Raw genomic sequence first — 10,199 nt, 5'->3', positions numbered from 1 at the left:
ACCTGGGCATGGCTGTTTTATTACACTTAACTCATAGCCAATATGAAATGGAAGGAGTTAGGATATGAAATTGATGTGTAATAAAAAGAATGGGAGAAGCAGGAAACGGCAGCTGGACGTGACCTGTCCGTACTGCGGCCGGCGCGCCGTGCTTCGGCCTGCGGAATATGTATATGGCAGTCACACCATCGTGCCTGGGAGCCGGCTGTATGTCTGCAGCAATTATCCGGACCGGTGTGATGCCTATGTCAGCGTCCATGAAGGGAGCAATACCCCCAAGGGGACACTGGCTGATGGAAATCTGAGAAACAAACGGATACAGGCTCACAGAGCGTTTGACCGGCTATGGAAAAGCCGTCTGATGACGAGAAGCGAGGCGTATGACTGGCTGGCTTTTAAACTGGAGATTGAGCCGGAGGAGGCTCATATTGGTAACTTTTCAGACTATTATTGTGAGCAGACCATAGCAGAGTGTGAGAAGTTCTGGAATGGCTGCTGTAAGATGACAGCGGCATAGAGATTAGGGAGAGGAGGCGACTGGGTGCGTTTAGAAGCAGATGAGGAGGAGATGTATACGAGGATGGACCGGCGCGATCTGTACCGCCGGTTTTCTGCAATTCTTGCGGCGTCAGGGGTTGTATTCCTGATTCTGATAGCAGCAGGATACCGGAGCTGGCAGATGATTTATTTTGCGCTGGTATCCGTGGCCGGAGGAGTGGCGCTGTTTGCCTGTTATAGGAATAAGGAGCAGTATGTGATGGATATGTCGGGCTGCTTTTTGGAACTGAGAAAGGGAATCCTCACGGTTTGCCAGCCCTTGAGAGCGCAGGAATATGAGACTGTAAAGATAGACAGTACCGAGGTGGGAGGGCTTGCGGAGGAAAAGAAGAGCGGGCGCCCGCGGTTTTATGTAATGCTGAAAGAAAATAGCAGAAACAGCAGGATTACAGCGGGCGGAAACTCTTACAAGACCATACGGGTTGAGTCTTTTGGGTATGACGGTGAGTCATTCCGGACCTTGTTTTTAAATTTCCGCGATGAAGTTTCTAAAGGTCTTGAGGTTTCACCTTTAAAAATTCCGGTGGATAAAAAGTGGAGAAAGCGGATGCAGTTTCCTTTTCCGGTTTTGTATCTGTTTCTCTATTTTGTGCCTGTGGCAGTTTCGTTTTTATCTTATCATTAGGAGGAAAAATATGCAGATTTTCAGTGCGGTTGGAAAGAAAACATTGGGTAAAAAGGGAAGATTTGTAGTGGAGGCTGCCGGCGAGGAGTATTACCTGGTGAACATGGAGGTATATGTCTGGTCGGCGCTGCTTTGGAATTTTGTTGAAAAAGAAAATCTCGACTGTTATGTATTGAGCCTGATGGGACAGGTGAAAGGCCATGAGGAGACAGATCAGCTGCAAAGAACAGTGAAAAGCAGTGAGATACAATACTGTGTCAGCCGTCTGTTAAGGCGGGGGCTGCTGGTATGCGGTGAGGGAGACAGCCCGGAAGCCGCTGTGGTGGATTTATTGTTAAAGGTATTCGTTACCCCTAACCGACTGACCTTTTCACTGCGTTTCCGGGCGTTCTGTATGGGGCTGTCTCATGGATTTTCTGTTAAAGGAGCGTTTTCAGGAATTTATATGAATGAAAATGAACGTCTTTTGCTGGGAAAACTGTCACAGTCGGGTAATCTGTCCTTGCAGTTGGAAGATCTGTACCGGGTTTTGGAGGATAACGCAAAGTGGACCTTCCGTCTGCTGCCGGAATACCAGGAACTTAGGGAAACAATTAAGCTGGATTTTCTTCTGTCTGTTGTGCAGCTCTATAAGAAAAAGCGGCTGACTATTCAGAGTATCCAGGAAAACGTGATGAGAGAGGCCGTTTGTTTATGAGGAAAGCCAGAACGTGGATACAGGTATATCTGACAGCATTTTTCAATGAATGGTCCGGCACACCGGAGGTTTTAAGGAATAAGGTCTGCTGCCTGGCCGGGCTGGCGCTTGTTATTGTTAGTGTTGGAACCTATGCGGGAATTCGGTATCATGCAAGGGATTTCTTTGTGCTGTCGGGCTGCCTGTCCCTGGCTGTCATATGGAAACTGTACGGTCTGGTCAAGGTGGTGTTAAAAAGAAATTACTGTACGGTTGAAGGAACTGTCCTGAAAGCGCAGAGCAGACATAAACCGGGAAGATTCTATCGCGTGACGCTATTGATGGAGAATCAGACCACTGAGATATTGCTGCTGGATAAAAACTGGCGCGTTGAGGAGGGCGGAACATATCGGTTCTTTTTTCAGCCGGGAACAGGAAAACTGGAAGTATTTTTGAATACAGATAGTTTCCTGGGGGTGGAGAAAACCGAAGCTAAAAAGCATAACAGCTATATATAGATTAAAATATTCAACACAAACTATATATTGCGGTAATGTATAACTGATAGTGATTTTATATGTTCCCAAAACATATCAAAGCTTTTGTCCCGGTAAGAACCGGGAGCATGATGATTGAGGCAGTTGCCTGTTGCGAAAGCCGGACCAGGAATGGTTCGTTTAGAAAGACCCAAAAAGACGAGTAGATTATCTTTTTGGGTCTTTTTTTGTGCTTTTAGAAGAACGAAAGGAGAGAAAGAGAAATACATACCGTTTATTTCCGCCCAGGATAGTTGATGTATATTCATTGTGCTTTGGATTGTCAGAAGATCAGGAATTTATACATATGGTTCCGGAAATAGTAAAAAACAACCAGGGACACGGGATATTCATAACCACGGTGAATTATGTGAATGGAGCTATTGCTGCTTTTATGCCTGGTGTAATGGAAAAGTTGAGTGAACTGCTTAAAAGTGACCTTTATTTTAGTTTTCTTAATACGGAGGCTGCGGTGATTCACAAAAGTAACCTAGTATCTCAGGAGGTAATTCAAGACGCTTTAAGGTTCCAGAACTATAATTGTGGCAGTGAGGACTTCTTTTCGGAAAAAGTGTATTTTTATAGCAGGGAGCGTGACCGGATTGAAGTGATCGGATAAAAAACGAAAGAATAAAGTGAGTTTATCATAGCATGTTAGCGGCAAGGGACTATTGGAGTAATTCAGTAGTTCCCCTGTCATTTTTTATGTGATAGAAAAAGATCTTGTGTGAAAAGCTTTATGTAAATCTGTTGTTCTGCTTTTGCAGAGCATCAAAAACAGACGATGGCTGGACTAAAATAGAAAACATCGTTTCTAATTATTTTGGCCAAATATATTTTCGTGAAGGGAATATCAAGAATATCTTCGTCCTTCATGCGCAGGATTTCAGCAGGGGTCATTCCGTCCGGATAATTTTTAGCAGATTTTATGCGAAGACATGGAACAGAATCTGTTCGGCTATGAGAGGGGGATTGCGCCAATGATCTATATGCTTAAGGGAGTGTTTGCAGAGTGTGTCAGAGACTTTGTGACTAAAGGAGGAACCTTTATTACTATATACTGGAGCGGTGTTGTGGATGAGACGGATCTATTTTATCTGGGTGGAATTATGGGGCTGCTTCATGATCTGTTGGGGATGATCTGAAAAGGGACAGATGCCCTTACATGCGGTGAATGCTGGAATATTTACAAAAGATTTTTATAAAGGAAGAACAGCAGTGACGAAATGCACTTGTGGAGCAGGTCAGAGCTACTGCATCTGTTTTGAAAACAGTGTTGATTTTCTGAGCAGATTTATTAGGGTCCAAAGAACATGGCATCTCATGAAATATGGAGAGTGTGTTACCCTATGGCTTTGAATAATATATAACATATTAAAAACGGCCATCGCATGTTTTGATGTGATAGCCGTTATAACAATTATATTTGTGAAATAATAGAAAGTCCACCTTGATAATCTTTTTGAATGTCAAGAATATCACCAATCAGCATTTGAGCTTTATCTATATTACCAATTCCGAAGTGTCCCAGTGCCATTAAGAAATTACAATAGATTTCATTACGCTGCTGCAAATTGTCTTCAAAGACTTCGATTTCTGGCAATGATACAGCAAAATAATCGTAGGAGACCTTATCAAATAAATGTTTTTCACCGAAACTGATTAATTTGTGGAATGCTTTTTTAGCCGCATTTTCATTTTCCAGTTCTATATGTGCCAAGCCTTGAAAATATATAAAGTCAGATGGTTGCTCGTTGTAGTAAAGAGCAAGCCCGGGATCCTGTTCACCCTGTGTTGCCAGTTTAAAGTAGTGATTAGCTGCATTTGAATCATTTAGTTTTTTGTAGGCTAAACCGAGATAGTAATATGTTTCATTATCTGGAACATTAGGAAGTTTGCCTTCGCCTAAGTTAACCGGATAAGTGAGGGTTTGGATTAAGTGGTCAATGGCTTTTTGGAGTTGATTTTCATTTATTTCTTTTTTTGCCAGATGTATGAGAGCATATTTAAACTGGCTGCTGACTTTGCCCTCACCGCCCTCCCAAGGATGAAATGAATGTGTCATTAATGCAGATAATGCATCTTCATATCGACCATTCGTATTTAGTAATGTGATGTAGCGAAGATATAAATCATCTCTGGAATAAGTTATCTCTTTATGAGATTCCATCGTCTTAATCCGTTCTTCAATGGAAAAGTTCAGTTTTGCTGCAAGCTGGTCATACTCCAGCCACATCCGCGCATGATTGGGTTCTAAGGAGCAGGCAATCTTTAATGCTTCCATGGCCTTATCCGGTTTTTTTTGCTTGTTGTAATAGGCAATAGATAAATTTCGGTAAGCAAGGGCAATTTTGCGGCCATCAGAGATACATGCTTCCCAATGAAAAACAGCGTTTTCATACTGCTTTTTATCATAAAAGAGATTTCCGAGGTAATAATGAGCCATTGGTGCGCGTTTTAATAGTTTAACAGCATCATTTAATATAAGAATTTCTTTCACCCGGTTCGGGAAACAGTAGTCATGAGAGCAGCTTTCTGCAATTTGATAGCAGGTGATAGCCTTTTCACGCTCATCTTGCATAGAATATATATATCCTTTGTAATAATGAACCATTGGACTATTGCCACTGTATGCAGACAAGATTGTCAAGGCATCTTGATATAGTCCTGCATTGAGATAATCTAAGGACAATTCCAGGTAATTATGAGCATCCGTGCGCATTTTCACTTTCCATGATTCAAGTTCATTTAGATTCAGATAGTTCTCATAAAGGCATCCCATAAAGAGCGGATCAATTTCAAGGCATTCATTCAGGAATGTGGTATTGTTTTCATCTGTCAACCGTAAAAGAGCCGCTTTTAAATTGCGGGCTTTCATGTTATGCCAGCTATTAAACAGTGATTTATTAATAAATTCTAAAGCCTCTGTATACTGACCTTTGCGGCAGGCCAGACAAGCTAGCCAGTAAAAGCCAGGGCTTTGAGTCTCCGCACTCCAGGTACTCTTGTAAAAGGCATCATAGGCTTTTTCATGAAGTCCAATTGTCTCCAATGCAATACCAAGGTTAAAATAGCAATCACCAGTATATGGATTTGGAGTCTTCCAGGTCTGCTTCTTAATTGCTGTTTCAAAATGAGAGATACAATCATTCAAATGCCCCCGTTTGTATAGTAGCAAACCATATCCATTGTTTAGTCTGATATCAGTGCAATCCCTTTTTAAGCCCTCCAAATAGTAATCAGCAGGTTCATAAGTTGCATGACGGTATTGCTCTAAGTGTGTGGCTGCCAAATATAATTCCTCCAGAGACTTCATATCCTGTGGGGCTTTCATACCTTCGGCGGGTTTAGGGATTGGTTTTAATTCTTCTTCATATGACTGATATTGTACCAGTAGCTTATCCAGATGTGTCACACTTATTACATAGTTATGAAGCGGTTCACTAATAGGGAAGGATACTTTGTAGCCGGTTTCTGGTGTTAAGTCAGTATTTTCTTCCAGTACAATAGAATTTGTACCAGATACTTTGATGATAGAACCTGGATAGATACCTGTTGCGTATACTTTAACTGTTGCTAGACCATTTTCATCAGCAGATATGCTAACAGCAGCATCTTTGGTAGCATTTCCAACCCGTCCTACTGTCTTATAGGGCATAAAATATTGGACAAATGTTTTTTCCTCTTGGGGCTTTAACCATGTAAAATCGGGCTGGTTATCTGTAAAAACACCAGTCATCAATTCGATATATGGACCATCCGTTTCAGTTAGATTACGGTCCCATGTACGGCCGAAGTCACCATTTCCCCATGTCCACTGTTTCTTTCCAGGTGAAACATGGTGATCTGCTACGTGCAACAGGCCGGCTTCTATATTTTCATCATAATTTCCAATGAAATCATAATCAGAGTGGGCTGCCATGTAAGAGGTAGGAACCTCTACATTTTTATAACGGGAGATATCAACTCCTGCAGAGTAATCATATTTATAATATTCGCCAGTTGCAATGGGGAATGTAGAAACAGCCCGTTTTCCATGATCCATGACAGCATTTACATCAGGCGGAAAGACGGAATAAGTATGATCATTAACCGGCACGGCCGGATTTGCCCACCAGAGAAATGTCTGTGGTAAATCAGTAGGGTTGTATAGTTGGCCCTTGATTTCAATATATGACTTTTCTGGATAGAGCGTAATTGCAGCCATGCCTTTTGTACCATACATCTTGTCATTCTCACTCACAAATACGGTACAGGAACCATCAGGATTTTCTTTATAGGAGTAATCTACTGGTGAAAATGTGGAAGGGCGGTGGTGTTGCGGCCAGTTAAACTCAATACCGCCGGAAATCCAGGGACCTGTAAGTCCAACCAGCGCTGGTTTTATTACATGATTATAATAGACAAAATCATATCCATTTGTTTTGTCATAGGCCCGATGAATTCGTCCACCGAGTTCTGGCAGAATCATTACTTTTAAAAAATTATTCTCAAGGTATACGGCCTGATATGTAATATTTTCTTTATTATCAGATATTTTTTCTGTAACAGGCAGTGGATATACTTTTCCAGTACTTCCCTGATAAGCCCTCTTTTCGATGAATAATGGACTTTTTTCTGGTTCATGTACTCTGTAGGTCGGGATTATGATTGGTTCCTCCCATATACTTACTTTTGAATTCATATTCATTTTAACGTCTCCTTTATTACGGTTTTCTTATTTGTGAGTTTATTTTACTAATGCTGGTAATAAATGTGAATGCCATAAAAAAGAAAAAGATGGACAATATCTTAATGATATGCTAATATCCAAACATGATCAGTATAGAAAATAAAAAAAGGGACGGATTTAAAGGCGAGCGGATGATTGTTTTGCCAACAGAAGCATTTAAAGAATATATTGAGCATCCGCAAATAAAGAGACTCTATTTAACCGATGTTGGCTTGTTCCCAAAAGCTGAAAATCATTATCGTGAAAGAAAGGCTGGTGTAGAAGAATATATTTTCATGTATTGCTTGGAGGGAAGCGGGATTATCGAATTAGATGGAGAAATATTCAGATTAGAAGAAAATGAAGCATTTTGTATTCCTAAGTTCAGGGGTCATAAATACTATACAGTAGAAGATAACCCTTGGAGTATCCTGTGGGTTCATTTCAAAGGTGCTGATGCTGAATACTATCCTTTGGAAGCATGTCAGGTGATAAAATTTCTTTCAAAGAATGCGGCAAATCGGATGTTGAATTTATTCGATTTATTGTTTCGGTCTCTGGAAGGCAATTATACATTGGGGAATTTTATATACATATCTCAGGTGCTGGCGTTGATTCTGGCGGAAACATATTATCGAGAAAAAAATTATAATCAGCAGGAACAGAATATACATGTGACGAATGTAGTACGATATATGTACCAGCACATCTATGAGAATTTGACATTGGAGCAATTGACAGAAGTATTTGAACTGTCAAAGAGCTATCTGAATCTTATCTTTAAGAAATATACAAATCATACACCGATGGACTTTTATTTGAACCTTAAAATGAAAGAGGCATGTAAGATGTTACGTTCTTCTAATATGTATATTTATGAGATAGGGCTAATCTTGGGGTATAAAGATCAATATTATTTTTCAAGGATATTTAAAAAAATAATAGGTGTCTCGCCAAAGGAGTATAAATACAGTGAATTTGAAAGTATGGAAATATAATATATGGCTGGAATGAAATTATTTTTGTTCCGGCCATATGCCTATTCATACCGCATAGCAGGGGAAGTTTGTTTGCGGTATTTCAGGCCAGTGATATCATGAAATAATCGACATAAATAATATTTGCTGATAAAGTATTGCTCTGAAAGGCCTGCACCATTTTTTGCGCTGTAAACAGCAACCGTCTGGCAAAGATAAAAATTTTAGTTAATTTTAACATGATTATTTCCAGACAATATAAAGTATTTACCTTCCTCAATGTTACCTAAGAACTATATGATAATGAAAAATTAGTGGAGATAATTATGAAGCAGATCAGCTTGATTAAGAATCTTTTTTCAAACTATATAAAAAATTTAACTGTGTATAAAAAAATGTTGATTATGTACAGTGGCATACTGGGGACGCTTCTGGTAATCAGCCTCATTGCTGTGCGTATTATTTTAAATATGTATGATATTAAGTTGTATCAGACTTCAATTAAGGAGTTAGGCTACTATATTGATGCCATGGAGACACAATTGCTGGACATTGAACAGCGATCGTATGGAATTGCGATGGATTATGATATGCAAAGACAGCTGAATGAAATCATGTTAATTGATGATGAACAGAAATATGCTTATAGTATAAACAATTTTAGGACAAGAATCATTCAGGAATCCATCAATGCGGAGTTAGTTATTTCAATTATTTATACAGACAGGAAAAATGCTTTTTATCAGAATGGAAAAATGCATCTAAGTGTACCGGATGATATCTATCAGGAGTTTTTAAATAAGTGCTCCGAAGCAGCCGGGGGCTATGTATATATTGAGCCATCAGAGCAATTTCCTTATCTGCTATCAGGACGGGATATCCGACATTACCTAAACGCTGATTTACGTTATTTAGGAACCCTCATTTTTATCAGTGAGATATCCGATATAGTAGAGCGAAACAAGGATGTACTGAAAGTAGACGATACCAGGCTCTATATTCTCTCAGATGATGGGATAGTGTATGGAGATAATGTCTTTGTTGATGAGGGATTTCTTAGAACTGTCCTGGACAAAGAGTATGATATTGTGAAAATTAACAAAAAAAAATACTTTATCTGTCATGCCAACTCGGATAAATATTCCTGGGATTATATCAATATTGTTCCCTATGATAGTACTTTTATGTTGAGCAGAATGATGCCTTATTTGCTGATTGTCGGATTTATTTTGCTATTTGCCGGAACAGTTATGGTTATCAAGAAAGTTGCCAGGTATATTACATATCCACTGGATACACTTACCGATACGATGTATATTGTAGAACAGGGGGAATTTGAGCGGGCTAAGGATTATTTGGGTACAGGATATAGTACGGATGAACTTGGAATGCTTCAGCAAAATTTTGCAAATATGCTGGAGCGAATTCAAGAACTGATACGGGAGAACTATGAAAAGCAGATATTATTGAAAGATACGATGTATCAGTCATTACAAGCTCAGATAAATCCACATTTTCTATATAACACATTAAATTCAGTAACATGGATGATTCAGGCAGAGCGATATCAGGAAGCAAACCAGATGGTGATTTCGTTAGGGGAATTGATGCGCCAGGCATTTAGCCAGGAAACCATGTCTACGGTTGCCGAAGAAGCAGATTTATTGAATAATTATATATTTATTCAGCATATTCGGTATGAGAACCGTGGACGCTTTGTTATGGAGGTGGAACCAGAGGCTGAGAACCGGATGATCCCCAGAATGATTCTGCAGCCTATTGTAGAAAATGCCATTTATTATGGTATTGACCAGTCGATCAGTATTTGTTCTATACACATTAAGATTTGTCTGAGCAATGATATGGTAGTTGCCGAAATTACTGATGACGGACCAGGAATGGATACCTCTGTTCTGGACCAGGTTAGGACATTTACTATGAAACCAAGAGGCAATGGAATCGGATTGAAAAATATTTATGACCGGTTAGAGCTATTGTATAAAACTGATTATCAGTTTCATATTAATAGTAAAGCAGGGGAAGGGACAACGGTTACGATAGTACTTCCTGGAACTGTTGCAGAGCAAAGGAACGATATCAATATCTATTCGTAATT

At 39.7% G+C, this 10,199-nt stretch carries 9 protein-coding genes; 8 read left to right on the top strand and 1 reads right to left on the bottom strand.

What is annotated here, in order from left to right:
• Nucleotides 1-64 precede the first annotated feature (64 nt).
• The 6 genes from DFR60_RS16250 to DFR60_RS16225 all read left to right on the top strand — a co-directional run bounded on the left by DFR60_RS16250 (nucleotide 65) and on the right by DFR60_RS16225 (nucleotide 3,540).
• Nucleotides 65-517 carry a zinc-finger-containing protein gene (locus DFR60_RS16250; protein WP_110323840.1) on the top strand — a complete coding sequence of 151 codons (453 nt, stop codon included), beginning with the start codon at nucleotides 65-67 and terminating at the stop codon, nucleotides 515-517.
• Nucleotides 518-541: 24 nt separating this feature from the next.
• Entirely contained in the window at nucleotides 542-1,183 is a 642-nt protein-coding gene (locus tag DFR60_RS16245; RefSeq protein ID WP_110323839.1) for a hypothetical protein, read from the top strand.
• Between the two features lie 10 nt (nucleotides 1,184-1,193).
• Nucleotides 1,194-1,880, top strand: coding sequence for a hypothetical protein (locus tag DFR60_RS16240; protein ID WP_110323838.1), 687 nt, complete (start codon nucleotides 1,194-1,196; stop codon nucleotides 1,878-1,880).
• The gene (locus DFR60_RS16235) at nucleotides 1,877-2,377 is read left to right on the top strand and encodes a hypothetical protein (protein ID WP_110323837.1); all 501 of its coding nucleotides are present in this window, start codon (nucleotides 1,877-1,879) and stop codon (nucleotides 2,375-2,377) included. Before DFR60_RS16240 ends, DFR60_RS16235 begins: the two co-directional genes overlap by 4 nt.
• 208 nt (nucleotides 2,378-2,585) lie before the next feature.
• On the top strand, nucleotides 2,586-3,014 hold the full coding sequence (locus DFR60_RS16230) for a DUF5688 family protein (protein WP_146218609.1): 429 nt from the start codon (nucleotides 2,586-2,588) through the stop codon (nucleotides 3,012-3,014).
• Nucleotides 3,015-3,333: 319 nt separating this feature from the next.
• A complete protein-coding gene (locus DFR60_RS16225) occupies nucleotides 3,334-3,540 on the top strand; it encodes a beta-galactosidase trimerization domain-containing protein (protein WP_110323835.1) in 207 nt (68 codons plus the stop codon).
• A gap of 275 nt (nucleotides 3,541-3,815) precedes the next feature.
• On the opposite strand, the gene DFR60_RS16220 is transcribed toward DFR60_RS16225, so the two are convergent.
• The gene (locus DFR60_RS16220; RefSeq protein ID WP_243005095.1) at nucleotides 3,816-7,085 is read right to left on the bottom strand and encodes a DUF5107 domain-containing protein; all 3,270 of its coding nucleotides are present in this window, start codon (nucleotides 7,083-7,085) and stop codon (nucleotides 3,816-3,818) included.
• A gap of 173 nt (nucleotides 7,086-7,258) precedes the next feature.
• Here DFR60_RS16220 and DFR60_RS16215 point away from each other — a divergent pair, with 173 nt between their 5' ends.
• Nucleotides 7,259-8,104 (top strand): AraC family transcriptional regulator, encoded by an 846-nt coding sequence (locus tag DFR60_RS16215; protein WP_110323950.1) that lies wholly within the window; start codon nucleotides 7,259-7,261, stop codon nucleotides 8,102-8,104.
• 305 nt (nucleotides 8,105-8,409) lie between these two features.
• On the top strand, nucleotides 8,410-10,197 hold the full coding sequence (locus tag DFR60_RS16210; protein WP_110323834.1) for a sensor histidine kinase: 1,788 nt from the start codon (nucleotides 8,410-8,412) through the stop codon (nucleotides 10,195-10,197).
• Nucleotides 10,198-10,199: the final 2 nt, after the last annotated feature.

Origin of the sequence: Hungatella effluvii (genome assembly GCF_003201875.1) — a bacterium.
Classification (GTDB): Bacteria; Bacillota; Clostridia; order Lachnospirales; family Lachnospiraceae; genus Hungatella; species Hungatella effluvii.
Note: the sequence above shows the minus strand (reverse complement) of the source record. Positions and strands in the feature narration are given on the sequence as shown.